Source organism: Streptomyces sp. NPDC093089, assembly GCF_044754405.1.
GTDB lineage: Bacteria > Actinomycetota > Actinomycetes > Streptomycetales > Streptomycetaceae > Streptomyces.
On sequence record NZ_JBIVPA010000007.1, the window covers coordinates 452,459 to 478,692 of the forward strand.

At 73.0% G+C, this 26,234-nt stretch carries 18 protein-coding genes, 1 rRNA gene and 1 pseudogene; 5 read left to right on the forward strand and 15 right to left on the reverse strand.

The annotated features are described in order from the left end of the window. Positions 1–130: 130 nt before the first annotated feature. From ACIQFX_RS19330 to ACIQFX_RS19340, 3 genes are all read right to left on the reverse strand, one after another. Entirely contained in the window at positions 131–2,176 is a 2,046-nt protein-coding gene (locus tag ACIQFX_RS19330; protein ID WP_402464585.1) for an AAA family ATPase, read from the reverse strand. A 732-nt stretch (positions 2,177–2,908) separates the two neighbouring features. Further along, a complete protein-coding gene (locus tag ACIQFX_RS19335; RefSeq protein ID WP_402464587.1) occupies positions 2,909–3,535 on the reverse strand; it encodes an NUDIX domain-containing protein in 627 nt (208 codons plus the stop codon). 140 nt (positions 3,536–3,675) lie between these two features. Further along, positions 3,676–5,334 carry a CTP synthase gene (locus tag ACIQFX_RS19340; RefSeq protein WP_402464651.1) on the reverse strand — a complete coding sequence of 553 codons (1,659 nt, stop codon included), beginning with the start codon at positions 5,332–5,334 and terminating at the stop codon, positions 3,676–3,678. 539 nt (positions 5,335–5,873) lie between these two features. Here ACIQFX_RS19340 and ACIQFX_RS19345 point away from each other — a divergent pair. Then, complete coding sequence (locus ACIQFX_RS19345) at positions 5,874–7,676, forward strand: glycoside hydrolase family 15 protein (RefSeq protein ID WP_402464589.1); 1,803 nt, start codon at positions 5,874–5,876, stop codon at positions 7,674–7,676. 75 nt (positions 7,677–7,751) lie between these two features. Further along, positions 7,752–9,134 carry an FAD-binding oxidoreductase gene (locus ACIQFX_RS19350; protein WP_402464591.1) on the forward strand — a complete coding sequence of 461 codons (1,383 nt, stop codon included), beginning with the start codon at positions 7,752–7,754 and terminating at the stop codon, positions 9,132–9,134. Here ACIQFX_RS19350 and ACIQFX_RS19355 read toward each other — a convergent pair whose 3' ends face one another. Next, positions 9,135–10,778: a flavin monoamine oxidase family protein gene (locus ACIQFX_RS19355; RefSeq protein WP_402464593.1), complete on the reverse strand. Its 1,644-nt coding sequence runs from the start codon at positions 10,776–10,778 to the stop codon at positions 9,135–9,137. 43 nt (positions 10,779–10,821) lie between these two features. Then, entirely contained in the window at positions 10,822–12,336 is a 1,515-nt protein-coding gene (locus tag ACIQFX_RS19360; RefSeq protein WP_402464595.1) for an APC family permease, read from the reverse strand. Positions 12,337–12,497: 161 nt separating this feature from the next. Between ACIQFX_RS19360 and ACIQFX_RS19365 the strand changes: the two genes are divergently transcribed. After that, positions 12,498–14,126: a PucR family transcriptional regulator gene (locus ACIQFX_RS19365; protein WP_402464597.1), complete on the forward strand. Its 1,629-nt coding sequence runs from the start codon at positions 12,498–12,500 to the stop codon at positions 14,124–14,126. A gap of 323 nt (positions 14,127–14,449) precedes the next feature. On the opposite strand, the gene ACIQFX_RS19370 is transcribed toward ACIQFX_RS19365, so the two are convergent. The 5 genes from ACIQFX_RS19370 to ACIQFX_RS19390 all read right to left on the reverse strand — a co-directional run bounded on the left by ACIQFX_RS19370 (position 14,450) and on the right by ACIQFX_RS19390 (position 19,708). Continuing rightward, entirely contained in the window at positions 14,450–15,529 is a 1,080-nt protein-coding gene (locus ACIQFX_RS19370; protein ID WP_402464599.1) for a glycosyltransferase family 4 protein, read from the reverse strand. 338 nt (positions 15,530–15,867) lie between these two features. After that, positions 15,868–17,619, reverse strand: coding sequence for a DNA repair protein RecN (gene recN / locus ACIQFX_RS19375; RefSeq protein WP_402464601.1), 1,752 nt, complete (start codon positions 17,617–17,619; stop codon positions 15,868–15,870). 85 nt (positions 17,620–17,704) lie between these two features. Next, positions 17,705–18,628 (reverse strand): NAD kinase, encoded by a 924-nt coding sequence (locus ACIQFX_RS19380; RefSeq protein ID WP_376489900.1) that lies wholly within the window; start codon positions 18,626–18,628, stop codon positions 17,705–17,707. Then, entirely contained in the window at positions 18,625–19,440 is an 816-nt protein-coding gene (locus tag ACIQFX_RS19385) for a TlyA family RNA methyltransferase (RefSeq protein ID WP_402464603.1), read from the reverse strand. Before ACIQFX_RS19385 ends, ACIQFX_RS19380 begins: the two co-directional genes overlap by 4 nt. 7 nt (positions 19,441–19,447) lie before the next feature. Continuing rightward, positions 19,448–19,708, reverse strand: a complete 261-nt coding sequence (locus ACIQFX_RS19390; RefSeq protein WP_402464605.1) for a hypothetical protein — start codon at positions 19,706–19,708, stop codon at positions 19,448–19,450. Between the two features lie 42 nt (positions 19,709–19,750). Here ACIQFX_RS19390 and ACIQFX_RS19395 point away from each other — a divergent pair, with 42 nt between their 5' ends. Further along, positions 19,751–20,098, forward strand: coding sequence for an SCP2 sterol-binding domain-containing protein (locus tag ACIQFX_RS19395; RefSeq protein ID WP_402464607.1), 348 nt, complete (start codon positions 19,751–19,753; stop codon positions 20,096–20,098). Between the two features lie 75 nt (positions 20,099–20,173). On the opposite strand, the gene ACIQFX_RS19400 is transcribed toward ACIQFX_RS19395, so the two are convergent. Both ACIQFX_RS19400 and ACIQFX_RS19405 read right to left on the reverse strand, forming a co-directional pair. Next, positions 20,174–21,040: an ABC transporter ATP-binding protein gene (locus ACIQFX_RS19400; protein ID WP_402464609.1), complete on the reverse strand. Its 867-nt coding sequence runs from the start codon at positions 21,038–21,040 to the stop codon at positions 20,174–20,176. A 171-nt stretch (positions 21,041–21,211) separates the two neighbouring features. Continuing rightward, complete coding sequence (locus ACIQFX_RS19405; RefSeq protein ID WP_402464611.1) at positions 21,212–22,297, reverse strand: HAD hydrolase-like protein; 1,086 nt, start codon at positions 22,295–22,297, stop codon at positions 21,212–21,214. A gap of 82 nt (positions 22,298–22,379) precedes the next feature. On the opposite strand from ACIQFX_RS19405, the gene ACIQFX_RS19410 reads away from it, so the two are divergent. Further along, on the forward strand, positions 22,380–23,675 hold the full coding sequence (locus ACIQFX_RS19410; protein ID WP_402464613.1) for a DUF1015 domain-containing protein: 1,296 nt from the start codon (positions 22,380–22,382) through the stop codon (positions 23,673–23,675). A gap of 68 nt (positions 23,676–23,743) precedes the next feature. Here the strand turns inward: ACIQFX_RS19410 and ACIQFX_RS19415 are convergent, their stop codons facing one another. The 3 genes and pseudogenes from ACIQFX_RS19415 to rrf form a co-directional block, all read right to left on the reverse strand. Beyond that, the gene (locus tag ACIQFX_RS19415; protein WP_402464652.1) at positions 23,744–24,517 is read right to left on the reverse strand and encodes a hypothetical protein; all 774 of its coding nucleotides are present in this window, start codon (positions 24,515–24,517) and stop codon (positions 23,744–23,746) included. Positions 24,518–25,084: 567 nt separating this feature from the next. Further along, positions 25,085–25,981 (reverse strand): annotated as a pseudogene (locus ACIQFX_RS19420) (hypothetical protein); the annotation flags it as partial. A gap of 161 nt (positions 25,982–26,142) precedes the next feature. Beyond that, positions 26,143–26,234, reverse strand: a 5S ribosomal RNA gene (gene rrf / locus ACIQFX_RS19425); the annotation flags it as partial.

Sequence of the window (26,234 nt, forward strand, 5' to 3'; positions counted from 1 at the left end):
GAATCAGGGGGGATACATGGGGCACAGCGATACATACCCGGATGCACTGCGGCGCACCGGGGCAGACCACGTTCGAACGCGGCGCACCCAGTCTAATGAAGGAGTTCCCGGTGTCTAGCCTTTCAAAGTACTAATCTTTCTCGGACCCACTGCGGATTTCGTAGGCCACAGGTTCCGATTGCAGCAATCTCTCCGCCGCGGCCCGGTGCAGCCCGGCCGCAGCCGGGTCGCCCAGCCGGTCGAGGGTGTCGGCCAGCCGCAACTGGAGCGCCGCCTGGAGCCGGGTGTCCTTGGCCCGGCGGGCCCACTCCACCGCCTCCTCGCAGGTCCGCAGCGACTCCTCGGGCCGCCCGGCGTACTCCTGCACCCGCGCCGCCTCGCTCAACGCCCGCGCGTGGCCCGGGAGATCCGCGAGCCGCCGGTAGCCCGCGGCGGCGGCCCGCCAGTTCCGCAGCGCCTCGCCGTACCGCCCCGCATAGGTCTGCACGGCCCCCAGGCGGGCGTACAGCCGGGCCTGGTCGGCACGCTCGTCCCGGGCGAGGCGCTGCGCCAGCGCCCGCCCGTACCAGTCACCGGCCCGCTGCCAGTCCCCCAGCTCCTGATACGCCCCACCTACGGATTCCATTGCGCGACCGGTCGCATACGGGTCATTTGCTTTGCGTCCGGCCTCCAAAGCCGACCGATATCGCAGCAGAGCGTCCTTCGTCCTGCCGGTCCGGGCATCCAGATCGGCCAGGTTCAGCAGGGCCGCGGCCCGCTCCCGGTCCAGCCCCCGCCGCTCGGCCACGTCCAGGACCAGCCGATGCAGGCCGTACAGCTCCGGCGCCGCCGCCTCGGCCCCCCGGTGCGCGGCCAGCGCCCTGACCAGCGAGGCCACCAGCCGGCGGGCCAGCGTGTCCAGCTCGCCGTCGGCGACGGCCAGCCGCGCCGAGGCCAGCAGGACCGACTGCCGCGAGTCCAGCCAGGCCGCACCTGCGGCCGCGTTCGGGAAGCGCAGGGCACGCGGCAGCCCCGCCAGCCTCCGGCGGGCCGGCGAACCCTCGGGCTCGGTGACCGCACGGCACGACTGGAGGAGCCGTACGGTCCGCTCCAGCATCCGGGCCCGCGCGAGCTGCACCTCGGCGGGCCGGTCGCGCTCCTCCAGCTGAGCGCGAAGCAGGGGTACGAGGTGGCCCCGCACCTCGTACTGCCCGTCCTCACCGACGGAGACGAGCCCCAGGGCGGCGAAGTCGGCGAGCGTGGTGCCCGCGGCGGAGACCGAGCAGCCGGCCAGCGCCGAAGCCGTGTGTGCGTCGGCCCGCCCGAGCGGGGCGAGCGACAGGTACCGCAGTATCCGCGCGGCGGTCCCGTCCAGCCCCTCGTGGGCCAGCTGGAAGGCACGGGACAGCGGATCCCCGCTCAGCGCGCGCAACCGCTTCGCCAGATCGGCGACGGACGCCTTCGGCCGGGCCGACAGCCATCCCCCCGCGAGGACCACCGCGCTCGGCAGCCCCCCGCACTCCTCCACCAGCGACTCCGCCGCCTGCGGGTCGACGGTCACCCGCACCGAACCCGTGTACGCGGTCAGCAACTCGATCGCCGACTTCGGGTCGAGCCCGCCGAGCGTGCACGGCCGCACGTCCGGAATCCCCGTGAGCGGCCCCCGGGACACCCCCACCACCAGGGCGTCCGGATTGTCGGGGATCAACGGATCGGCCTGCTCCGCGTCGACGGCGTCATCCAGCACCAGCACCGCCCGGCGCGCACCCAGCGCCCCCCGCACCAGCTCGGTCAGCTCGTCCGCGCCGGCCCCCGGCGGCTCCTCGACCCCCAGCGCCGCGAGGAGTTCCTGCGCCGCCCGCCCGGCGGGAACGGCATCCCCACCCGGTTCCGTCAGCCGCGCCCTGAACACCCCGTCGGGATAACGGTCCGCGAGCCCCGCCACCAACTCCTCCGCCAGCGCCGTGCGCCCCGACCCCGGCTTCCCCGCGATCAGCAGCACCCTCGCCCTCGGCGCCTTACGGCCCGTCAGCGTGTCCAACCCGGTTCGCTCGATGTCAGCGCGCAGAGCCTTCAACTCCCGCTGCCGGCCGAAGAAATGCCGGCTGCCCGCCGCCGCCACCGCCTGATCCGTCACGGGCCACGCTCCCGTCCACCTGCACACGAGCCGATCCCGCGGGTGTCTCCTCACGGGCATCCCGAGCGTAGTTCAGCCCCCGCCACCACCCCCCGCGAGCACGACCAACACATCCCCCAATCAGATCAACCGATCGTCACACCCCCCGTTGCAGCAGCCCCCTCGTCGTGGGCAATCGCCCCGCCGCGGCGGTCCCACCCCGCCCGATCCGACCCACCCCGTTGCGGGGCAACAGAGGACCGGGCCCGGCCCACCCCGTTGTGGGCAATCGCCCCGCCGCGGCGGCGCTACCCACCCCGCCCGGCCCGGCTGGGCCCGGCCCACCCCGTTGTGGGCAATCGTCCGCCAGGGGCGGGACGGGTGGGCACAACGGACGGCGCCCCAGCCGGGCCCAGGCTTCCGCGCCTGAACCCGGACCCTATGCACGCGGTACTACCGGTGCGGGTCCAGGGGGCGGAGGCGCCGCCGAGGGCGCCGTCCCGTGTGCCCACCCTCCCCCAGACTCCGTCCGGGGAACCCCCACGCCCCAGCGGGACGATTGCCCACACGAAGGTGGGCCAGGGCGACGGGCGCGGCCCGCACGAGGCGCGGGCCAGGCACGGCCCAGGAGCCGAGGCACGGCCCGGGGGTCGGGGCTCGGCCCGGGGGCGGGGCACGGCCCGGGGGCGGGGCACGGCCCTGGCGCCCAGGGCGAAGGCACGGCCCGGGAGCCGGGGCTCGGCCCGGGGGCCCAGGGCCGAAGGCTCGGCCCGGGAGCCGGGCACGGCACAAGGGCCGAGGCGGGCCCCCGGGTCAGGCGGAGAAGGGGCGGGCCGGCCAAGGGGCGTCGGCCGGGCGGAGCGCGGCCGTCCCCTCCCCCGCACGCGCGGCGGCCAGCGCGAGAACCCCGACGGCGAGGCAGGTGTTGTGGAGGCGCCCGCCGAGCACGCCGGACACCAGCTCCGCGAGCGGCACCCGCGCGTGCTCCATGTCGGCCTCCTCGTCGGACACCTCGTAGCGCTCCCCCTCCGCCTCCGCGAGGTCGCGCGCGAGGAAGATGCGAAGGGCCTCGTCGGTGCCGCCGGGCGAGGTGTAGACGTCGGCGAGGACGTGCCAGTCGCCGGCCTTGACGTGGGCCTCTTCGTACAGCTCGCGCTGGGCGGCGTGGAGGGGGTTCTCGCCGGGGACGTCGAGCAGGCCCGCGGGGATCTCCCAGAGCTTCTGCCGGACGGGGTGGCGGTACTGCTTGATCAGCAGGACGCGGTCCTGCTCGTCGAGGGCGAGGACGGCCACCGAGCCGGGGTGGACCTGGTAGTCGCGGCGGGCGACCGTGCCGTCCGGCATGACCACGTCGTCCGTGCGGACACTGGTCTTCTTTCCCTGGAAGGGCGTCGTGGTCTCGGCGACCCGCCATTCCTCCGGGGTGTCCTGCAACTGCATCTTGGTCCTCCCACATACGACCACGTACGAACCATCAGAACCACATCAGAACCGCATCAGAACCACATGCGAAAGCCGGGGTACGCGTCCGTGAGGACCCGTACCCCGGCAACGTTAACGCCGACGGCCGACAGCGCCGGTTACTTCGCGGGCTTGCCCGTCTTGCGCTCGACGGCCGCCTTCACCAGGCCCGCGAAGAGCGGGTGGGGGCGGGTCGGGCGGGAGCGGAGCTCCGGGTGCGCCTGGGTGGCGACCAGGTAGGGGTGGACCTCGCGCGGGTACTCGACGTACTCGACGAGCTTGTTGTCCGGGGAGGTGCCGGAGAAGACCAGGCCGGCCTTCTTCTCCAGCTCGGCGCGGTAGGAGTTGTTCACCTCGTAGCGGTGGCGGTGGCGCTCGTCCACGTACGGCTGGTCGTCGTAGACCTCGCGGACGATCGAGCCCTCGGCGAGCTTCGCCGGGTAGAGGCCCAGGCGCATCGTTCCGCCGAGGTCGCCGGCGCCCTCGACGTACGCGAGCTGCTCCTCCATCGTGGAGACGACGGGGTGCGCGGTGGCCGGGTCGAACTCGGTGGAGTTGGCGTCCGGGATGTCCGCGAGGTTCCGCGCGGCCTCGATGACGATGCACTGCAGGCCGAGGCAGATGCCGAGCAGCGGCACCTTGTTCTCGCGGGCGTACTGGATGGCGCCGATCTTGCCGTTCACGCCGCGGTCGCCGAAGCCGCCGGGGATCAGGACGGCGTCGACGTCGCCGAGCTGCTTCTGCGCGCCCGCCGGGGTCTTGCAGTCGTCGGAGGTGACCCACTTGACCTTGACGCGGGCCTTGTTGGCGAAGCCGCCGGCGCGCATGGCCTCGGTGATGGAGAGGTACGCGTCGGGCAGGTCGATGTACTTGCCGACGAGCGCGACGGTGACCTCGTGCTCGGGGTTGTGGACGCGGTCGAGCAGGTCGTCCCAGGTGGACCAGTCCACGTCGCGGAACGGCAGGTCGAGCTTGCGGACCACGTAGGCGTCCAGGCCCTCGGTGTGCAGCACCTTCGGGATGTCGTAGATCGACTTGGCGTCGATGGCGGCGACCACCGCGGCCTCGTCGACGTCGCACATCAGCGAGATCTTGCGCTTGATGGCGGTCGGGACCTCGCGGTCGGCGCGCAGCACGATCGCGTCGGGCTGGATGCCGATGTTGCGCAGGGCGGCGACGGAGTGCTGGGTCGGCTTGGTCTTCAGCTCGCCGGAGGGGCCGATGTAGGGCAGCAGCGAGATGTGCACGACGAAGACGTTGTCGCGGCCGACCTCGTGGCGGACCTGGCGGACGGTCTCCAGGAACGGCAGCGACTCGATGTCGCCGACCGTGCCGCCGACCTCGGTGATGACGACGTCGACGTCGTCGGTCGCCATGCGGCGGATCCGGGACTTGATCTCGTTGGTGATGTGCGGGATGACCTGCACGGTGTCGCCGAGGTACTCGCCGCGCCGCTCCTTGGCGATGACCTGGGAGTAGACCTGGCCGGTGGTGACGTTGGCCGAGCCGTCGAGGTCGACGTCGAGGAAGCGCTCGTAGTGGCCGATGTCCAGGTCGGTCTCGGCGCCGTCGTTGGTGACGAACACCTCGCCGTGCTGGAAGGGGTTCATCGTGCCCGGGTCGACGTTCAGGTAGGGGTCGAGCTTCTGCATCGTGACCCGCAGGCCGCGGGCCTTGAGGAGCGCACCCAGGCTGGAGGCGGTCAGGCCCTTGCCGAGGGAGGAGGCGACACCCCCGGTGACGAAGATGTGCTTGGTCGTCGTGGTGTTGGGCGGCATCGCCAAGAGGGGGCTCCCGTGGTCGCGTTCTGGAGGTGCGTACCGGCGTCCCCTCCGGAAGAATCGGGGGGTGCCGTCGCTGCGGTTGCGGGGTCTTCGGCTTTCGCCGTTTCCCACCGGTCCACGGGGTACCAGGGTATCAGCGACATCAGGAGACCGCTTCCGGCCACACGCGGCAGTCGGGTGTTCACGCACGGCGACGCGGAGGGCCGGGCGGCCGACGACAGGGCCGGGCGGCGACCCGCCCACCAGGGGAAAGGGGTGCCGGGCGGACCGGCCCAGGAGGAGACGGGGGTCGTTCACCCGATCGGAGCAATGCCGTTACCGACGTGATCACCGGGTCACTAGGGTGCGACGTATCCTGCTCGGACGTTGCCCGCCGAGCCGGCCGGCCAGTGGCACCACCCCGCCCCTTCATCCGGCCCGAGAGCTCGTCGACGACCCCTTGACCGCTGACACACACGGATCCGGCCGGGAACCGGACGGATCCAGCAAGCGCCCCGCGGGGCGGACATGGCCGTTCGACTGGAGTGAAGCACGTGGCCGGGCGCATCGAGGATTACGCACTCATCGGAGACATGCAGACCGCTGCCCTGGTCTGCCGGGACGGCAGCGTCGATTGGCTGTGCCTCCCACGCTTCGACTCGCACGCGGTCTTCGCCGGACTGCTCGGCACCGAGGAGCACGGGTTCTGGCGGGTGGGTCCGGCGGGTCCGGCGGACGCCGAGCCCGCCCCCGCCGACCGGCGTCGCTACCGGGGCGACTCGCTGATCCTGGAGTCCGAGTGGGACACCCCGCGCGGCACGGTCCGGGTGACGGACTTCATGCCGCCGCGCGACGGCGCGCCGCAGCTGATCCGGATCGTCGAGGGCGTCTCCGGCCGGGTGCGGATGCGTTCGGCGCTGCGGATGCGGTTCAGCTACGGCCGGATCGTGCCCTGGGTCCACAAGGTCGGGGAGCGGACGGTCGCCGTCGCCGGGCCGGACTCGGTGTGGCTGGACACGGACTGCGAGACCCACGGCGAGGACCTGACGACGTACTCGGACTTCACCGTCACCCCCGGCGAGCGGATCACCTTCACGCTGTCCTGGCAGCCCTCCCACAAGGAGCCTCCGGCGCTGCCGGACCCGGACGGCTCCCTGGAGGCGACGGCCGAGTTCTGGCGCGAGTGGGTCGAGCACTGCACGTACCACGGCCCCTACCGGGAGGCCGTGGTCCGCTCGCTGATCACCCTGAAGGCGCTGACGTACGCGCCGACCGGCGGGATCGTGGCCGCGCCGACCACCTCACTGCCGGAGGAGATCGGCGGCGTCCGGAACTGGGACTACCGCTACACCTGGCTCCGCGACGCGGCGATCACCCTCTCCTCGATGCTGCGCACCGGCTACCGCGAGGAGGCCCGCGCGTGGCGGGACTGGCTGCTCAGGGCGGTCGCGGGCGACCCGGAGAACCTGCAGATCATGTACGGCATCGCCGGTGAGCGGGAGCTCGGCGAGGCGGAGCTCGACTGGCTGCCGGGGTACGAGAACTCGGGCCCGGTCCGGGTCGGCAACGGCGCCGCCAACCAGCTCCAGCTGGACGTCTACGGCGAGGTCACCGAGGCCCTCCACCTGGCGCACATGACGGGCCTCTCCCGCAACGACTACGCCTCCCTCCTCCAGATCAAGCTGATCAACTACCTGGAGAAGCACTGGGACCAGCCCGACGAGGGCATCTGGGAGGTCCGCGGCCCGCGCCGGCACTTCGTCCACTCCAAGGTGATGGCCTGGGTGGCGGTCGACCGCACGATCAAGCTCATCGAGTCCGGGGACGCCGACGGCCCGCTGGAGCGCTGGCGGGAGCTGCGCGACGACATCCACCGGGACGTCTGCGAGAAGGGCTACGACAAGGAGCGGAACACGTTCACGCAGTCGTACGGCTCCCGGGAGCTGGACGCCTCGCTGCTGCTGATCCCGCAGATGGGCTTCCTGCCGCCGGACGACAAGCGGGTGATCGGCACGATCGAGGCGATCCAGCGCGAGCTGTCCACGGAGGACGGCTTCGTCCTGCGCTACCCCACGGCCGGCGAGGAGGCCGGCGTCGACGGTCTGGAGGGCGACGAGGGCGCGTTCCTGGCCTGCTCGTTCTGGCTGGCCGACGACCTGGCGATGATCGGCCGCGTCGACGAGGCCCGCACGCTCTTCGAGAAGCTCCTGGCCCTGCGCAACGACCTCGGGCTGCTGGCCGAGGAGTGGGACCCGCGGCTCCAGCGCCAGGTGGGCAACTTCCCGCAGGCCTTCAGCCACGTCCCGCTGATCGACACCGCCCTGCGGCTGACGGCGAGCGGGGCGTACGGCGGCTAGCGCGGCCCCGCGCGGGGGACGGCGCCCGGACCTACGATGAGAGGGTCCCGTCCCCCGTACGAAAGGGGGGCTCCCATGGCTCCCCACGTCTCCGAAAGCGCCCTGGCCGGACTGGTCGAGGACCTGGCCGGCGAGGTGATCACCCCCGGCGATCCGGGCTACGACGAGGCGCGTGTCCTGCACAACGGCATGATCGACCGGCGGCCGGCGGTGATCGCCCAGTGCGCCACCCAGGCCGACGTGTCCAACGCGGTCCTGTTCGGGCGCGCGACCGGGCTGCCGATCGCGGTGCGCGGCGGCGGGCACAGCGTCGCCGGGAGCTCCGTGATCGACGGCGCGCTGGTCGTCGACCTCCGCCGGATGCACCACGTGTTCGTGGACCCGGAGGCCATGACGGTACGGGTCGAGGGCGGGGCGACGATGGCCCACCTGGACCACGCCTGCCAGCCGTTCCACGTGGCGACCACCGGCGGGCGGGTGTCCACCACCGGTGTGGGCGGCTTCGTCCTGGGCGGCGGCTCGGGCTGGCTGGAGCGGAAGTTCGGGCTGGCCAGCGACAACCTGCTGGCCGCCGACCTGATCACGGCGGAGGGCAAGCACGTCCGCGCGGACGCGGACGAGAACCCCGAGCTGTTCTGGGCGCTGCACGGCGGCGGCGGCAACTTCGGGGTGGCGACCTCGCTGACGATGCGGGTGCACCCGCTGCCCCGGACGAGCGTCGCCATGCTGTTCTTCCTGCCGGACGACGCGCCCGAGGTGGTGCGCACCTTCCGGGATCTGGGCGAGCGCGCGCCCGACGAGTTCGGCGGGGGCGCCATCTACCTGCCCGCGCCTCCGGAGCCGTTCGTCCCGGAGGACATGGTCGGCAAGCTGGTCTGCGGGGCGCTGTTCACGTACGCCGGCCCGGTCGGCGAACTCCGTGACTTCGCGGCGCCGTTGTTCGCGCTGGACCCCGTGGTCCAGATCGTCACGGACATCCCGTACGTGGATCTGCAGTCGATGCTCGACGACCCGCCGGGGCTGCGGAACTACTGGTCGGCCGAGTACCTGCGGGAGTTCCCCGACGAGGCCGTGGACGCGTTCTGCGACCGCGGCGCGCGGATCCCGCCGGGGACGGCCACCCAGCACGTGCTGTTCCTGATGGGCGGGGCCGTGGCCGCCGGGTCCTCCCGGTACCCGCAGCCGTGGCGCACCGCGCCGTGGGCGGTGCACCCGTTCGCGACCTGGGAGGACCCGGCGTACGACGATCAGGCGAGGCAGTGGGTGCACGACGTGCGGGCCGACGCGCGGCCGTGGGCTATCGAGTCGACGTATCTGAACTTCGTCGGCTCCGAGGGCGAGCAGCGGATCGTCTCCTCCTTCGGGGAGGAGAACTACCGCCGGCTCGCCGCCGTGAAGGCCGCTTTCGACCCCGACAACGTGTTCCGGTACAACCAGAACATCGTGCCGGCCGGCTGATCACCTCAGGGCGGTGATCACCTCCTTCGCGGCCCGCTCGCCCTCGGTGGCGCCGCCCTCCATGAAGCCCTGGAAGTCGTACGAGCAGTGCTCGCCGCCGATGTGGACGTTGCCCTGCGCGGTTCCCTCGTACGCGGCGTACCGGTGGAGGTAGCCGACGGGCCAGTAGGAGTAGGCGCCGAGCGCGTACGGGTTCTTGTGCCAGGCGGAGAGCTGGGCGCGGCCGGTGTACGCCCGGGAGGTGCCGGGGAAGAAGGCGTCGATGCCGGCCAGGTAGCGGGTGACGAGGTTCCGTACGTACGGGTCGGACTCGGTGGAGAAGGGGCCCGTCGGGTTCAGGTTCCGGGCCAGGCTGCCGCCGCCGTACTGGATGAGGATGCCGCCCGTCCCCCCCTGGATCTTGGTGGTGTCCCAGGTCTGCTGGACCTCGGAGTCGGTGAAGCAGTCGCCCGCGGAGACCCCGGGCCAGGGGCCGGTGCCGCGCCAGGGGCGGGTGCCGAACTGCATGTTGAGCTTGGTGCAGTGGCCCATGCGGGCGTCCCGCAGCAGGTTCCGCATGAGCGGGTCGAAGCCGGCCTGGGAGAGGTCCAGTTGCTGGAGGACCGGCAGCGGGACGCACAGGATCGTGTGGTCCGCGGTGACGGTCCGGGTGGCGCCGGCCTCGGTGAAGGTCAGCGTCTGGGTGCCGTCGGCGTTGGCGCGTACGGCGGTCAGGGACCAGCCCGCGCGCAGGGTGCCGGGGGTGAGGGCTCCCGCGACGGCGTTCGGGAGGCGGTCGTTGCCGCCGACGATGTGGTAGCGCTCGTTGGACAGGCCCCAGACGTTGAAGTTGCCCGGATTGGTCTGGTAGCCCATCAGCAGGACGAGGGCGAGCGAGGACTGCTCGGTGGTGTCGGCGCCGTACTCGACGTTGTAGGCGACGTCGATGAACTTCCCGAGCGGTGAGGTGTGCCCACCGGGGACCCGGCTCTCGATCCACTCGTACAGCGACATGTCGTCGAGGGCGGTACCGGTGGGGGTGGTCCGGTTCCAGGTGACCTCCCCCGCCTCGGAGAGGTCCCGGCGCAGCGCCTGGTAGACGGCGTTGAAGTCCTCGTCGGCCTGGGCGCGCGGGTAGTAGGCGCCGCCGATCCAGAGGACCTCCTCGGCTCCGTTGGGTCCGCCGCCGAGGAAGTCCTCGGTGGCGAGGTCGAAGCGGCGGCAGAGCTCCAGGATCTTCTTGTGGCTGGTGTCGATCAGTTCGCCGCCGATCTCGGAGGTCTGGCCGTACGCCCAGTGGGTCCGCTGGGTCCACATGCGGCCCCCGACCCTGGACGGGTTCGCCTCGTAGAGCACCGGCTTCAGGCCGGCGTCCTGGAGGGTGAGGGCGGCGGTGAGGCCGGCGATCCCGGCGCCGACGACGGCGATCCGGGCGGTGCTGTTCAGCGGCGGGGTCGTGGTGGCGGCCGCGGCGGGCGCGGCGGTGGCCGCCGTGCCCGTGCCGGCCGCGATCCCGGCGGCGGCCGCGTACTTGAGCAGGGATCTGCGTCCGACGGCGTCGGCGCGCATGCCGCGGAGTTCGTCGACGGGCAGGCCGAGCCTTCGGGCGTCGGCGTGCTCGGCGGCGAGGTGCTTCAGGAGGTGCATCGGGTTGGTGCGTGCCATGGGGCGCTCCTGGAGAGGGGTGGGAGGGAACGGGGAGGCGGATTCAGCTCCGGGTCGCGGGGGCGGGCGCGGGGGCCTCTTCGGCGGGGCGCTCGGTGGCGTCCTCCAGGACGATCCGGCCGATGATCTCGTACCGCTCGGGCCGCTTGGCCTTGAGGTAGAAGCCGAGGCCGAGGCCGCCGAAGAAGACCGCGCCGACGATCCAGGGGATCGCCTTGAAGAAGAGGGAGTCGGCGGCGAGCCCGGCCGCGGTCTCCATGTTCATGATCAGCAGCACGACGACGGCGATCATGCCGACGCCGCCGAGCAGCGGGGCCGTCAGGGTCTTGAACCAGTGCCGGTCCTCGGGGTGGTTCTTGCGGAAGTAGCCGATGACGGCGAAGGAGCAGAGGGTCTGGACGATGAGGATCGCCATGGTCCCGAGGATGGCGAGCAGGGTGTACAGGTGGATGTACGGGTCCTGGCCGGTCAGCCAGAAGGCGGCGACGAGGGCCACGGCGATCGCGCTCTGCACGTACGACGCGATGTACGGCGAGCCGTGCCGGGCGTGGGTGCGGCCCAGCGCCGGGTGGAGGAAGCCCTCGCGGCCGATGGCGTAGAGGTAGCGCGAGGCGCACTGGTGGAACGCCATCCCGCAGGCGAAGGAGCCGGTGAGCAGCAGCCACTGGAAGGCGTCGACGGCCCAGGCGCCGATGAAGCTCTGGGTGGGCGCGAAGAACAGGTCGAGCGGCGACGAGGAGGCGGACAGCTTCACGGACTCCGCCAGCCCGTTCCCGGCGATCGTCATCCACGACACGTAGATGTAGAAGAGGCCGACGCCGATCACGGAGATCAGGGTGGCGCGCGGGATGACCCGCTTGGGGTCGCGGGACTCCTCCCCGTACATCGCGGTCGACTCGAAGCCGACCCAGGACCAGAAGGCGAAGAAGAGGCCGAGGCCGGCGGAGGTGCCGGTGAAGGCGTTCCTCGGGTCGACCGGCTCGACCGGGATGCCGTCGGGGCCTCCGCCGGCGATCAGGACGGCGGTGGCGACCGCGAAGAGGACCGCGATCTCGGCCACGAGCATCACGCCGAGCGCCTTGGCCGTCAGGTTGATGTCGAAGTACGAGAGGACGGCGGTGACCGCCAGCATGGCCGCCGCGTACAGGATCCACGGAAGGTCGACGCCGAGCTGGTCGGCGACGGTCGTCTTGGCGAAGTACGCGAAGACGCCGACGATGGAGGCCTCGAAGACGATGTACGCGAGGACCGCGAGCATGCCGGACGCCATGCCGGCGATCCGGCCGAGGCCGTGCGAGATGTAGCCGTAGAAGGCGCCGGCGGCCGTGATCCGCTTGGCCATGGCGACGTAGCCGACCGAGAAGACGGTCAGGACCAGCGTCGCGAAGAGGTAGCCGGCGGGTGCTCCGGTGCCGTTGCCGAATCCGACGGCGATGGGAAGGTTTCCGGTCATCGCGGTGATCGGGGCCGCGGTGGCCACGGCCATGAAGACGACGCCGACGAGACCGACCGAGTTCGCCTTCAGCCGGTGGACCTCTGGGGTGGGGTTCTCTGCCATGGCGCGAGAGCATCCTCGCGTGTGACACAGGCCACAATCGACATGCGGTCGCACAATTCCCGCCACGACACGACGAGTTGTCGCCCCGGTGTACGAACTGTCCGGTCCCGTGACCGTGGGGTGATGTCGCCGAAACGCGGACGCGGGTAGCGTCCGGGCCCATGGACAATCAGGGCGGGATCACCGTGCAGCGGGCACTCGAACTTCCGGGCCTCCGCGGCGGGCTCCCGGAGGTCGTCGCCGGCGCCGACCGGCTGCACCGCACCGTGCGCTGGGTGCACGCGGGCGAGGTGCCGAACATCGCCTCGCTGCTCAAGGGCGGCGAGCTGCTCCTCACGACGGGACTCGGTCTCGGCACCCGCCCGGCCGAACAGCGGGCCTTCGTCCGCCGCCTCGCCGACCGGGGCATCGCGGCGCTCGTCGTGGAACTGGGGCCGCGCTTCGCCCGCCTCCCCGCGACGATAGTGGAGACCGCCAGGACGGCCGGCCTGCCCCTCGTCCAGCTCCACCGCGAGGTCCCCTTCGTCGCCGTCACGGAGGAGATCCACACCGAGATCGTCAACGGCCACTACGCGCTCCTGCGCCAGGCCGAAGAGGTCCACCGGCAGTGCACCGAGGCCCTCCTCGGCGGCGGCGGCGTCCCCCAGGTCCTCCGCATCCTCTCCGGGTTCGCCGCCAACCCGGTCTTCCTGGAGACCGCCGACGGCCAGCTCCTCTACGCGGCCGGCGCCGACTCCGCACCCGCCGACCCGCTCCAGGTATGGGACGGGCTGCGCGGCCAGCGGGCCGCCCGCGAATCCGGCCCGCCCACCGGCACCGTCCTCGTCGACGTGCCCGGCGGCGGCCCCGGTACGTCCTCGGTACGGGCCCGCCTCGTCCTCCTGGCGATCTCCGGCGCCCTCTCCCCCGTCCACCGCATGGCCGCCGAGCGGGCCGCCGGACTCCTCGCCGTCGTCCTCATGCAGGCCCGCCAGGAGGAGGAGCTGGCCGCCCGCGGCCGCGGCGACTTCCTGACGGACCTCGCGGAGGGCCGCATCACGGCCGAGGCCGCCCCCGCCCAGGCCCGCGTCCTCGGCTTCAAACCGGGCGACGGACCGATCCTCCCCGTGGTCATGCGCCTGGCCGCAGAACTCTCCCCCTCGGGCAACTGGGCCCTCCTCGCCCGCGCGGTCCTCGAAGAACTCTCCTCCGTCGGCGTCCCCGTCCTCCTCGGCGTCCGCCCCGTGGAAGGCCGGGTGCCCCTGCTGCTCGGCCTGCGCTCGGAGTCGGAGCGCACGGCGGTCGCGGACCGCGTCGCCGCGGCACTGCGCGCCGGAGTGGAACGCGCCGGCCTCGAACGCGCCGGCGTCCACCCGCCGATCGTCGTCGTCGGCGTCGCCGGCGGCTGGGCGGCGGCCTCGGCCGGCCTACGGCACGCGGCCGAGACCGCGACGGCCGCGCAGGGCCTCTCCGACCTCCCCTGGTACGACGCCCGGCGCCTCGACATCGACCTGCTCCTCTGGCGCCTCCACTACCACGGGGACACCGTCCTCCCCGCCTTCGTCGACCGCGCCATCGGACCGCTCCGCGACCACGACCGCACCTCCCGCCCGCCGCTCCTCCCCACCCTCGAGACCTACCTCGCCCACGCGGGCCGCAAGGCCGAGACCGCGCGCGAGCTCCACCTCAACCGCCAGACCCTCTACAACCGCCTCGCCCGCATCTCCGAACTCCTCGGCACCGACCTCGACGACCCCCAAACCGTCCTCGCCCTCTCCCTGGCCCTCCGAGCCCGCCGCCACACCCCCTGACCCCCAGCCCGCTACGGACCTTCGCCCCACCAGGGCGGCGCCCACCCCGTTGCGGCCCACCGGACGCCGCACCCCGGCCCGGCCCGCCCCGTTGCGGCCCATCGGACGCCGCACCCCGGCCCGGCCCGCCCCGTTGCGGCCCACCGGACGCCGCACTCCGGCCCACGCCCCAGTGGGACGATTGCCCACACGAAGGGTGGGCCAGGGTGGGCGCCGTGCGGGCCCACACGGCAGTGGGCGGCAGCGGCAGCAGGCGCAGGCCCAACAGCGCCAAGCCCCGCCAGGCCCGCCCCCTACCGCCCCCTACCGCCCCCTACCGCCCCCTACCGCCCCGCCAACTCGTCGTACACGCTCAGGACATGCGCCACCGTCTCGTCCTCCGTAGGCCACGTCCCCGCCTGCACCCTCCCCGCCGCCCCCAGGTCCATCCGCCGCTCGACGTCGTCGAGCAGCCCCCGCACCGCCCCGGCGAGCCGAGGCGCATCGCCGTAGGGCACGAGCTCCGCCGCGTCGCCGACGAGTTCGGGAACGCCGCCGACGGCGGTGGCGACGAGCGGTACGCCGAGGCGGAGGGCTTCCTGGGCGAGGAGGGAGCGGGCTTCCCAGCGGGAGGGGAGGACGGCGATGTCCGCCGCGGCGAGCAGCTCCGCGACGTCCTCGCGGCGGCCGATGAGCCGTACCGCGAGGCCCTCGTCGGTGATGCGCCGTTGGAGGAGGGCCCGATCACGTCCTTCTCCGGCGATCACGAGGAGCGGCTGCGGGTCGAGGTCGCGCCATTCCCGTGCGGCGTCGAGCAGCGTCCGGTAGCCGCGTCCGCGTTCGAGCGCGCCGACCGCCATGATCAACGGCCGGTCGACGGCGCCGAGTTCGGCGCGGGCCTTGCCGTCGTGGAGGCAGACGGGTCCGCGTGCGGCGGGCACGGTGACGGGTGCGAGCCGGGCGTCCCTGGCTCCGCGCTGCCGGGCCCGGTCGACGAGTTCGGACGAGGTGCCGAGGACGACGGTCGCGGCGCGGACGGTCCTGCGTTCGAGGAGCCGCTGGAGCCCGCCTTGCGCGCCGTCGAGGTGGCTCCGGCTGTGCCAGGTGGTTACGAGGGGCGCCCGGCCGTCGCCGGTGAGCGCGAGCGCGGCCCGGACGGACGCCTGGAGCCCGTGGGCGTGGACCACGTCCGCGCCGATGGCGGCGTTGCGGAGCGCGCTGACGCCTGCGGGGTCGCCGAACCGGGGCAGCGGCACGAAGTGCGCGCCGGCACCGAGGTAGTCGTAGACGCGGTCGAGTTCGGCCGGGGCGCACACGGTCACGCGCACGCCCCTCGCCACCAGCCCCGAGGCAAGTGATCGGACGTGAGCGCTGCTGCCCGCGCTGCCGCCGCCCAGCACTTGAACCGTACGGAGCTGTGTCACGCGCCCAAGGATGCCAGTACCCGCCCCTGACCGTACGCACGTTCCGGCACCAAAGTGGCGTCGTTCCCTCGTGCGGAACGCGTCCGGCGTACGCACCCACCCGACGGGTTCACCCACACGGGTGAGCGCACACCGGACCAGCGCGCGCCGGATGAACCCACCCCGGACCAGCCCGCCCCAAGCCGCCCCGGACCAGCCAGCGCCGGATCAACCCGCCCCAGGCGAGCCCACCCAGGCGAGCCCACCCAGGCCAACCCACCCCAGGCCAACCCGCCCCGGACCAGCCCCCCTCGGGCCAACCCACGCCAGACCAGCCGGCGCCGAATCAGCCCGCGCGGTTACGCGTCCGCCCTCGCCGTCGCCAGGAGTTCCTCGGCGTGGGCCCTGGCCGTCTCGGAGTCCTCCTGGCCGGCGAGCATCCGGGACAGTTCGCGTACCCGCTCCTCGCCTTCGAGGACGGTGACGCCGGACCGGGTGACGGAGCCGTCGTTGGTCTTCTCGACGAGCAACTGCCGGTCGGCGAAGGCCGCGACCTGGGGGAGGTGGGTGACGACCACGACCTGCGCGCTGCGGGCCAGTTTGGCGAGCCGGCGGCCGATCTCGACGGCCGCCTTGCCGCCGACGCCCGCGTCGACCTCGTCGAAGAGGTACGTGGGCACCGGGTCGACCCCGGCGAAGACGACCTCGACGGCGAGCATGACGCGGGACAGCTCGCCACCGGAGGCGCCCTTGGCGATCGGGCGCGGCGGGGCGCCGGGGTGGGGGGCGAGCAGCAGCTCGACCTCGTCGGCGCCGGACGGGCCGTAGGCGACGCGGCGGCCGTCGACCTCGACGCCCTCGGGGTCCTCGGTCTGGCTGAGGGCGAACGACACGCGCGCGTGCGGCATGGCGAGCGAGGCGAGTTCGGCGGTGACGGCGGCGGCGAACCGGTCGGCGGCCTCCGTGCGGGCGTCGGTGAGCCGCTGGGCGAGGACGGACAGGTCGTCCCGCAGCCGGTCCCGCTCGGCGGTGAGCTCCTCGATGCGGTCGTCGTCCCCGTCGAGCTCTCCGAGCCTGCCCGCGCTCTCCTCCGCCCAGGCCAGCACGGCGGTCGTGCCCTCGCCGTCCCTGCCGTACTTCCGGATGAGCTGGGTGAGGGCCGCGCGCCGCTCCTCGACGGCGGCGAGCCGCAGCGGGTCGGCGTCCAGGTCGTCGGCGTATCCGGCGAGTTCGGTGGCCACGTCGCCGAGGAGGATGGAGATCTCCCCCATCCGGTCGGCGAGGGCGGCGAGCGCCGGGTCGTGCGACCGTACGGCTTCCAGGGCCCGGCCCGCGCCCGCGACCAAAGTGGTCGCGTCGACGGACTCGGGGTCCTCGGGGTTGCCGGCCAGCGCGCCGTGCGCGAGGGCCGCGGCGGAGGCGAGGGCCTCGGCGTGCCCGAGCCGCTCGGCTTCGGCGGTGAGTTCGACGTCCTCGCCGGGGAGCGGGGCGACGGCCTCGATCTCGCCGAGCCCGAACCGCAGCAGATCGGCCTCCTGGGCGCGTTCCCGGGCCCGGGTGGTGATCTCGTCCAGCTCGCCGGTGACGGCCCTCAGCCGCTTGTACGCGTCCGCGTAGGCGCCGAGGGGCACGGAGACGGCCTCGCCCGCGTACCGGTCGAGCGCGCCGCGCTGCCGGGCCGGCTTGAGCAGGCCCTGCTGGTCGGTCTGGCCGTGGACGGCGACGAGCTCGTCGGCGAGTTCGGCGAGGAGCCCGACGGGCACGGAGCGCCCGCCGAGGTGGGCGCGTGAGCGTCCCTCGGCCGAGACGGTGCGGCTGACGAGCAGCACGCCCTCGTCGAGCTCGGCCCCGGCCTCCTCGGCGCGTACGGCGGCGGGCGCGCCCGCGGGCACGCTGATCCGCCCCTCGACGACGGCCGAGGCCGCGCCGATCCGCACCAGGGCCGGGTCCGCCCGACCGCCGAGCAGCAGCCCGAGGCTGGTCACGACCATGGTCTTGCCCGCACCGGTCTCACCGGTCACCGCGGTGAAGCCGGGCGACAGCTCGACCACCGCGTCGTCGATGACCCCGAGCGACCGTATCCGCATCTCCTCCAGCACGCCCCAGACCATACGAGGTTTCCCGGGTCGGATGCGACATCGCCCCCGCGCGTAACCCTCGGGCGCGCCGTTCGTTCGTGGCCCGGAGGGTGGTGCGTCAGTGCGGGGCGCCCCGCCACCCCGACACGGGGAGGGCGAACTTGGCGACCAGGCGGTCCGTGAAGGAGGCGTGGTGCAGCCGGGCCAGCCGGACGGGCACGGCGCCCCGCCGCACCTCGACGCGGGCGCCCGCGGGAAGTTCCACGGTCCGCCGCCCGTCGCACCACAGCACCCCGTGGGGGGTGTGCGGCTCGACCTCGACCGCGAGCACCGACTGCGGGGTGGTGATCAGCGGCTTGGCGAAGAGCGCGTGGGCGCCGATCGGGACCATCAGCAGTGCCTCGACCTCGGGCCAGACGACGGGTCCGCCCGCCGAGAAGGCGTACGCGGTGGATCCCGTGGGTGTCGCGCAGATCACCCCGTCGCAGCCGAAGCCGGTCACCGGGCGGCCGTCGATCGCGAGGACGACCTCCAGCATCCGCTCCGGGGACACCTTCTGCACGGCCGCCTCGTTGAGCGCCCAGTCGCGGTGCAGGACGTCGCCGTTCTCGTACACGACGACGTCGAGGGTCATCCGCTCCTCGACCTCGTACGCCTTCGTCACGACCCGGTCGACGACCTTGTCGAGGTCGTCGCGCTCGGCCTCCGCGAGGAAGCCGACGCGCCCGAGGTTGACGCCGAGCATCGGCACGCCGGAGGCGCGGGAGAACTCGGCGCCGCGCAGCAGCGTGCCGTCCCCGCCGAGGACGACGAGGAGTTCACAGCCGTCGAGGGCGTCGGAGCAGGCCTCCGGCACCCTCTCGACGGAAGGCGGCAGGGGCAGGTCCGAGGCCTCGGCCTCCAGGACCCGGACGCCGATGCCGCAGCGCAGCAGGCCCAGGACGACCAGTTCGGCGCTGCGCACGGCGGCCGGGCGGCCGGTGTGCGCGAGCAGGAAGACGGTACGGGTTGTTGCCTCTGGTGGTGCTGCCGTTGAGCTCAACGAGGTCCTTCCGCCACGGCGCGGTCGACATCCGCCGGATCCAGCGCGGGCGCGCCCGCCCGCAGCCACAGAAAGTACTCGACGTTGCCGGAGGGGCCGGGCAGCGGGCTGGCCGTGACGCCGAGGACGCCGAGTCCTAGTTCGGCGGCCCGCCGGGCCACGTTCTTCACGGCGTCGGCGCGGAGTTCGGTGCTCCGGACGACTCCGCCCGTGCCGAGCCGCTCCTTGCCCACCTCGAACTGCGGTTTCACCATGAGGACGAGGTCGGCGTCGGGTGCCGTGCACGCGGCCAGGGCGGGCAGGACGAGGCCGAGCGGGATGAACGACAGGTCGCCGACGACGAGGTCGACCGGGACGCCGTCGATCGCGTCGAGTGTCAACTCGCGTACGTTCGTGCGGTCCTTCACGGTGACGCGCTCGTCGCTCTGCAGCGACCAGGCGAGCTGTCCGTAGCCGACGTCGACGGCGACGACGTGGGCGGCGCCGGCGCGCAGCAGGACGTCGGTGAAGCCGCCGGTGGACGCTCCCGCGTCCAGGGCCCGCCGGCCCTCGACCCGCAGCCCCTGCGGCACGAAGGCCGCGAAGGCGCCGGCGAGCTTGTGGCCGCCGCGCGAGACGTAGTCGGGATCGGAGTCGTCCTGGACGACGACGATGGCCGCGGCGGTCTCCACCTGGGTGGCGGGCTTGGTGGCGACGGTCTTGCCGACGGTCACCCGGCCCGCGGCGATCAGCTGGCTGGCGTGCTCGCGCGAGCGCGCGAGCTTGCGCCTGACCAGCTCGGCGTCAAGACGGCGGCGTGCCACTCCTGCCACGTTCGGTTCAGCTCCTGTTGTCGTGCGGACGGGGGGCGGGGTGCGCGTCGAGCAAGGTCAGCTCGTCGCGCAGCCCACGGTGTACATCCTCGTACACCCCCAGGTGTCCGTCCGCCGGGAGGTGGTCCACATCGGCGAGACGCGCCAGGTGCGCGTCGACGGGGGCGTGCCCGGTGAGCTGCCGGTCCACGCCGAGCGGCGCGGGCGCGGCGGGCTCGTACGGCTCCTCGGCGGCCCGGTCGGCGGGGTCCGGCATCTCGTCGCTCATGCCCCGACGCTACCGCGAAGCCCTGGGGTACCGTCGACGGCGATGGCGACGATCACGGAGTGCCGCGGCGCACTGGACAGACTTTCCGACAACCTCGCGCGGGCGGACGACGGCGTGCGGGGTGCGGCCGCGCTCGACCGCACCCTGAGCTGCCACATCACGGACCTCGACACGACCTTCACGGGCCGTCTCGCGGACGGCCGGATCGAGGTCCAGGACACGGTTCCCGGCCCGCCGCCGGTCAAGGCGCAGATCCGGCTCGCGATGTCCGGCGACGATCTGGTGGCGATGGTGGGCGGCGAACTGAACTTCGCGAAGGCCTGGGCCTCCGGCCGGGTCAAGCTCGAAGCGGGCTTCCGCGACCTGATCCGACTCCGCTCGCTCCTGTAGACCCGATCGGGCTCCGCTCGCTCTCGCGGGCCCGATCCGGTCCCACGCGCTCCGGCAGGGCCGATCCGACTCCGCTCACTTCTGCAGCGCGGGCTCCTGCGCGTCGGGCTCCTGGGCCTGCGGGACGACGGTCCGCCGGGCGCGCGCCTTCCGCCCGGCCGGCACGACCAGCGGCGTCCCCGTCTCCGGGTCGTCGATGACCTGGCAGCGCAGCCCGAAGACCCGCTCGACCAGCTCGGCGGTGACGATCTCGGACGGCGGTCCCTCGGCGACGACCTCGCCGCCGCGGACGGCGATGAGGTGGGTCGCGTACCGGGCCGCGTGGTTGAGGTCGTGCAGGACGGCGACGAGCGTCCGGCCCTGCGTCTCGTGCAGTTCGGCGCAGAGGTCGAGGACGTCGATCTGGTGCTGGATGTCGAGGTACGTCGTCGGCTCGTCGAGCAGCAGCAGCGGGGTCTGCTGGGCGAGCGCCATGGCGATCCAGACGCGCTGGCGCTGCCCGCCGGACAGCTCGTCGACGTACCGCTCGGCGAGCTCGGCGACCCCGGTCGCCTCCATCGACTCGCGGGTGATCCGCTCGTCCTCCGGGGACCACTGGCGCAGCAGCCCCTGGTGCGGGTAGCGGCCGCGGGCCACCAGGTCGGCGACGGTGATGCCGTCGGGGGCCACGGACGACTGCGGCAGCAGGCCGAGGGTCTTGGCCACCTTCTTGGCGGGCATCGTCTGGATGGACTGCCCGTCGAGCAGGACCCGCCCCGTGCTGGGCTTCAGCATCCGGGAGAGGGCGCGCAGCAGGGTGGACTTGCCGCAGGCGTTCGGCCCGACGATGACGGTGAAGGAGTTGTCGGGGATCTCGACGGACAGATCGCGGGCGATGACCCGCTGCTCGTACGCGAGGGTCACCGATTCCGCGCTCAGCCGCTGCCCCTGCCGACCGTCCATGCCCGTGCTCCCGATGTCCGCCAACCCAGAAAGAGTTAGGTTAGCCTACCCAACTTTCGAGACCACCGGCCGCCTCTGCCCCACCCGACACCCCACCCCGGACCGCGCCACCACGGAACCCCACTCAGGCCCAGGGTCGGGCTCAGACCCAGGCAGGCCCCTCGGACCGGCTCACACCCCCAGCCGCGCCAGCACCTTCCCCGGGTCCGGCACACCCGCCCCCGGCGCATCCGCCGCCGACCATGCAGCCCCGCACAACGCCCGTACCGCGTCCATCACGTCCGCTCCCTCGCCGGCGCCGGCCCCCGCACTCCCCAGGACCAGCTCGCCGCCGCTCACCGCCGCGCGCCACCCCCCGCACAGGAACCCGCCGTCCGCGTCCTCGACCACCTCGGGCTGCCCCACCAGCAGTCCGCGGAGGTCGGCAGCCACATAGGTCGGTCGGTGCTCCGGCACCGCCGCCAGCAGCTGCGCCACGTCCGTCACTCCGGTCAGCACGAGCAGCGAGTCCACACCGCCGTTGAACGCCCCCTCGATGTCCGTGTCCAGCCGGTCCCCGACGACCAGCGGCCGCTTCGCCCCCGTCCGCAGCACCGTCTCCCGGTGCATCGGCGGCAGCGGCTTGCCCGCGACCTTCGGCTCAGCGCGCCCGCCCGTCGCGATCCGCACGACCTCCACCGCGGCACCGTTCCCGGGACCGATGCCCCGCGCACCGGGGATCGTCAGGTCCGTGTTGGACGCGTACCACGGCACCCCGCGCCCCACCGCGTACGCCGCCTCCGCGAAGCGCGCCCACGGCATCCCCGGGCCGCCGTACCCCTGCACGACCGCCACCGGCTCGTCGTCGGCCGACTCCACCGGCACCAGACCGCGCTCGCGCAGCGCCACCCGCAGCCCCTCCCCGCCGACGACGAGCACCCGGGACCCCGGCGGCACGTCGTCCGCGATCAGCCGAGCCACCGCCTGCGCGGAGGTCACCACGTCCGCGGCCTCCGCCGGCACCCCCAGCTCGGTGAGGTGCGCCGCGACCTCCTCCGGCGTCCGCAGCGCGTTGTTCGTGACGTACGCCAGGTGCATGCCGCCGCCCCGCGCCACGCCGAGCGCCTCGACGGCGTGCGGCACGGCCTCGCCGCCCGCGTACACGACACCGTCCAGGTCCAGGAGCGCCGTGTCGTACGCCTCGCTCAACGGCACCGCACTGCCGCCCGGACGATTCCCGCCGGCGTCCCGCCGTCCCTGGCCGATCCCTACCGTCACCGCTCACTCCTCGCATCACCGGGTGGAATTCCCCCGCTCCCCCGATCATCGCTCATGGCCACCGCCCACATACGATGACGAGATGAACACCTCAGGTCACGCGGCCGCCGACGTCCGCGACGACACCGCAGGGCTGCGCCTGGCCCCGTTCCGCGGACTCCGTTACGTCCCCGAACGGGTCGGCAGCCTCGCCGCCGTGACGTCTCCTCCCTACGACGTCGTCGTACGACCTGACGGGCTCCTCCATCTGGAGTCGGCCGACCCCCACAACATCGTCCGGCTGATCCTCCCGCAGGCCATCACCGCCGGCACCCGCCACCGCAAGGCCGCCGTCACCCTCGACCGCTGGCTCGCCGACGGCGTCCTCGCCCCGGACCCGGAACCCGCGCTCTACGTGTACGAGCAGCACGGCGACGGCATCCTCCAGCGCGGCATCATCGGCGCCCTCGAACTCTCCACCCCGGACGCGGGCGTCGTCCTCCCCCACGAGGACGTGATGCCGCACGTCGTCGAGGACCGCGCCGCCCTCATGCGGACCACCGCGGCCAACCTGGAGCCGCTGCTCCTCACCTACGTCGGCGAGGAGGGCGGCGGCGCCGACGAGGTCATCGCCCGCACGGTCCTGCGCGAACCGCTGCTCTCCACGACCACCGAGGACGGCTTCCACCACCGCCTGTGGTCCGTCACCGACCCCGCGGAGCTCGCCCGGGTCGCCGGCGACCTGGCACACCACCAGGCCCTCATCGCCGACGGCCACCACCGCTGGGCGACGTACCTGCGCCTGCGCGAGGAGCACGCCGCGCCCGGCCCCTGGAACTACGGCCTGGTCCTCCTCATCGACACCGCCCGCTACCCGCTCCGGGTCCGCGCGATCCACCGCCTCCTCAACCGCCTCCCGGTCGCCGACGCCCTCACGGCCCTCGGCGACTCCTTCCGGGTCCGCCGCATCGAGCACCCACTGCCGGTCGCACTGGAGGCCCTGGAGGCCGCCACAGCCGACGGGAACGCCTTTCTCCTCGCGGGCGACGGCGCCTTCCACCTCGTCGACCGCCCCGATCCCGCCCTCCTCGAACGAACCGTCCGCACCGACCGCCCCCCGGCCTGGCGCACCCTCGACGCGACCGTCCTCCACTCCACCCTCCTGGAGAACGTCTGGCACATCCCGGACACCCCCGAGGACATCGCCTACATCCACGACACCGAGGCCGCCGTCGCCCAGGCCGAACGCCGCGGCGGCACCGCCGTCCTCATGCACCCGGTACGCGAGGACGTCGTCCGCGACCTCGCCCGCCAGGGCGTCACCATGCCCCGCAAATCGACCTCCTTCGGCCCCAAGCCCGCCACCGGCCTGGTCCTGCGAAGCCTCGCCCTGGACTGACCCGGGCCCCGGAAACGCAGAAGGGCGGCACCCCCTCGGGGTGCCGCCCTTCTCACTGTCCGACCACGTCAGCGGTCGTCGCCGCCGCGCTCGTCCTCGTCCTCGTCGTCCTCGTCGTCGATCTCGTCGTCGATGACGACGACCTCGTCGGACTCCTCGACGTCGACGTCATCCACGTCATCCACGTCATCGGACTCGTCCATGTCGTCCATGCCGTCCGACTCGTCGAACGCGTCGACAAACTCGACCCCGTCCATCTCCGCGAGGCGGTCCGACGCGTCCGTGGCGCCGTCCTTGTCGGCCTCCAGGGCCTTCGCGAACCACTCCCGCGCCTCGTTCTCACGGCCGGCGGCCAGCAGCGCGTCGGCGTACGCGTACCGCAGGCGCGCGGTCCACGGGTGAACGGCGCCGGAGGCGAGCTCGGGGCTCTGCAGCGTCACGATCGCCGCGTCGAGCTGCCCCATGTCCCGGCGGGCACCGGCGGCCACGAGCCGCATCTCGACCTGACCGGCCTTGTCCAACTTCAGCACCTCGGGCTCGCCGGCCATCGCCAGCGCCCGCTCGGGCCGGCCGAGCCCGCGCTCGCAGTCGGCCATGACGGGCCACAGCTCGACACCACCGCTCATCCGCCGCGCGGCCCGGAACTCGGCCAGCGCCTCGGAGTACTTCTGCGTCGCGTACGCCGCGAAGCCGGCCGCCTCACGCACTGCCGCGACACGGGACGCGAGCCGCAGCGCGACACGCGAGTACCCGTACGCCTGCTCCGGGTCCTCGTCGATCAGCTGCGCGACCATGACGAGGTTGCGCGAGACCTCCTCCGCCAGACCCTTCGGCAGGCTCATCAGCTCCTGACGCACGTCCGGGTCGATCTCGTCACCGGTGACCTCCGGCGGAATCGGCAGCCTCTTGATCGGCGCCCGGTCACTCCGCTCCCGGTCGAAGTCGCGACCACCCCGGTCGTCCCGACGCCCGTAGCCACCCCGGTCGTCCCGCCCACGGAACCCACCCCGGCTGTCGCCCCCACGGTCATCCCGCCGGAAGCCACCCCCACGGCTGTCGTCCCGACGGAACCCACCGCCACGGCTGTCGCCGCCACGGTCGTCACGGCGGAAGCCACCGCCGCGGTTGTCGCCACCGCGGTCGTCACGGCGGAAGCCGCCCCGGTCGTCACGACGGTCGTCACGCTGGTACGACGACGAGGGACGCTCATCACGACGGAACGACGGACGCTCGCCACCACGGCTGTCATCCCGGCGGAAACCACCGCCACGGTTGTCACCACCACGGTCATCGCGGCGGTCGTCACGCTGGTACGACGACGAGGGACGCTCATCACGACGGAACGACGGACGCTCGCCACCACGGTCATCGCGACGGAAGCCGCCACCGCGGTTGTCGCCACCGCGGTCGTCACGGCGGAAGCCGCCCCGGTCGTCACGACGGTCGTCACGCTGGTACGACGACGAGGGACGCTCATCACGACGGAACGACGGACGCTCGCCACCACGGCTGTCATCCCGGCGGAAACCACCGCCACGGTTGTCACCGCCCCGGTCGTCACGGCGGAAGCCACCGCCACGGTTGTCGTCCCGCGAGTAGCCCGGACGGTCGCCGCCGCGGTCGTCACGGCGGAAGCCGCCACCGCGGTTGTCGCCACCGCGGTCGTCACGGCGGAAGCCGCCCCGGTCGTCACGACGGTCGTCACGCTGGTACGACGACGAAGGACGCTCATCACGACGGAACGACGGACGCTCGCCACCACCACGGCTGTCATCCCGGCGGAAACCACCACCGCGGTTGTCACCACCGCGGTCGTCACGGCGGAAGCCGCCACCACGGTTGTCCCCACCCCGACTGTCGCCGCCACGGTCGTCACGGCGGAAACCACCGCCACGGCTGTCGCCACCGCGGTCGTCACGGCGGAAGCCGCCACCACGGTTGTCGCCGCCACGGTTGTCGCCACCGCGGTCATCGCGACGGAAGCCACCGCCACGGTTGTCGTCCCGCGAGTAGCCCGGACGGTCGCCGCCACGGTCGTCACGGCGGAAACCACCGCCACGGCTGTCGCCACCGCGGTCATCGCGACGGAAGCCACCGCCACGGTTGTCGTCCCGCGAGTAGCCCGGACGGTCGCCACCGCGGTCGTCACGGCGGAAGCCGCCACCACGGTTGTCACCACCGCGGTCATCGCGACGGAAGCCGCCACCACGGTTGTCACCACCACGGCTGTCATCCCGGCGCGGCCCGCGGAAGCCGCCCCGGTCGCCACCGGCACCGTCCCTGCGACGCGGCTCGCGCTCCGGACGGTCGTCGGGAGAGTTGGTGGACATGGTCGTGACTCCTGTCTTCGGGTACTGCAGTCATTCTCGCGCAGCCGGCACTCAGCCGCGCATCGGAAAAGTCAAGCAAAAAACAAAAGGACCCCTGGTCCCAGCGTGAACGCTGGGACCAGGGGTCCTGAAGAATTGTTCGGCGGCGTCCTACTCTCCCACAGGGTCCCCCCTGCAGTACCATCGGCGCTGAAAGGCTTAGCTTCCGGGTTCGGAATGTAACCGGGCG

What these genes read in the sequence shown, in the direction of transcription:
- ACIQFX_RS19330 (WP_402464585.1), bottom strand. Translation starts at nt 2,176, where the DNA reads ATGCCCGTGAGGAGACACCCGCGGGATCGGCTCGTGTGCAGGTGGACG.
- ACIQFX_RS19335 (WP_402464587.1), bottom strand. Translation starts at nt 3,535, where the DNA reads ATGCAGTTGCAGGACACCCCGGAGGAATGGCGGGTCGCCGAGACCACG.
- ACIQFX_RS19340 (WP_402464651.1), bottom strand. Translation starts at nt 5,334, where the DNA reads ATGCCGCCCAACACCACGACGACCAAGCACATCTTCGTCACCGGGGGT.
- ACIQFX_RS19350 (WP_402464591.1), top strand. Translation starts at nt 7,752, where the DNA reads ATGGCTCCCCACGTCTCCGAAAGCGCCCTGGCCGGACTGGTCGAGGAC.
- ACIQFX_RS19355 (WP_402464593.1), bottom strand. Translation starts at nt 10,778, where the DNA reads ATGGCACGCACCAACCCGATGCACCTCCTGAAGCACCTCGCCGCCGAG.
- ACIQFX_RS19360 (WP_402464595.1), bottom strand. Translation starts at nt 12,336, where the DNA reads ATGGCAGAGAACCCCACCCCAGAGGTCCACCGGCTGAAGGCGAACTCG.
- ACIQFX_RS19365 (WP_402464597.1), top strand. Translation starts at nt 12,498, where the DNA reads ATGGACAATCAGGGCGGGATCACCGTGCAGCGGGCACTCGAACTTCCG.
- recN (WP_402464601.1), bottom strand. Translation starts at nt 17,619, where the DNA reads ATGGTCTGGGGCGTGCTGGAGGAGATGCGGATACGGTCGCTCGGGGTC.
- ACIQFX_RS19390 (WP_402464605.1), bottom strand. Translation starts at nt 19,708, where the DNA reads ATGAGCGACGAGATGCCGGACCCCGCCGACCGGGCCGCCGAGGAGCCG.
- ACIQFX_RS19395 (WP_402464607.1), top strand. Translation starts at nt 19,751, where the DNA reads ATGGCGACGATCACGGAGTGCCGCGGCGCACTGGACAGACTTTCCGAC.
- ACIQFX_RS19400 (WP_402464609.1), bottom strand. Translation starts at nt 21,040, where the DNA reads ATGGACGGTCGGCAGGGGCAGCGGCTGAGCGCGGAATCGGTGACCCTC.
- ACIQFX_RS19410 (WP_402464613.1), top strand. Translation starts at nt 22,380, where the DNA reads ATGAACACCTCAGGTCACGCGGCCGCCGACGTCCGCGACGACACCGCA.
- ACIQFX_RS19415 (WP_402464652.1), bottom strand. Translation starts at nt 24,517, where the DNA reads ATGAGCCTGCCGAAGGGTCTGGCGGAGGAGGTCTCGCGCAACCTCGTC.